Annotated in this window: 1 protein-coding gene; it reads left to right on the top strand. The window is 76.6% G+C overall.

Annotated features, from left to right (window positions below; all coding sequences use genetic code 11):
* Positions 1–676, top strand: a 676-nt coding sequence (locus FV230_RS29015; protein WP_147844804.1) for a methyltransferase domain-containing protein, incomplete at both ends; no start/stop codon positions are given.

The following is a 676-nucleotide window of genomic DNA, read 5'->3' as shown; positions in this document are numbered from 1 at the left end:
GGCCCGCGAGGCGCGCTACGCCGCCGGGGCCGCGGCCGGCACCGCCGAGCCGGGCCTGTTCCAGGCGGCGTTGCGCGCCTACGAGACCGCCCGCGACCTCGACCCCGAGGACACGCTCGGCATGCTCGTCCACCTCGCGCGCCTCGGTGGCGACGCGGCGCTGCCGGTCCTGTCGCCGGCCTATCTGCGCGCGCTGTTCGACGGCTATGCCGGACGCTTCGAGCGCCACCTCGTCGAGGGTCTGGGCTATTGCGGCCCGGCGCTGCTCTGCGCGGCACTCGATGCGGACGGCCCCCGGCGATACCGCGACGCGATCGATCTTGGCTGCGGCACCGGCCTGATGGGCGCCGCGCTCGGCCCCCGCGTCGAACGGCTCACCGGCGTCGACCTCGCGCCGGCGATGCTGGCGCTCGCCCGGCGGAAGGGCATCTATGCCCGTCTCGTCGAGGCGGGGATCGACGGGTTCCTGGCCGAGGCGCCGGCGGCCTCCGCCGACCTCTGCGTCGCGGCCGACGTCTTCATCTACGTCGGCGCGCTCGAGGGCGTGCTCGCCGGGATCGCGCGGGTGCTGCGCCCGGGCGGGCGCGTCGCCTTCACGGTGCAGTCGCACGACGGCGCCGGCGTCGTGCTCGGGCCGGACGGGCGCTACGCCCACGCCGACGCCTGCATCGCGAAG

The organism is Methylobacterium sp. WL6 (genome assembly GCF_008040095.1).
In the GTDB taxonomy this organism is placed as follows: domain Bacteria; phylum Pseudomonadota; class Alphaproteobacteria; order Rhizobiales; family Beijerinckiaceae; genus Methylobacterium.
Note: the sequence above shows the minus strand (reverse complement) of the source record. Positions and strands in the feature narration are given on the sequence as shown.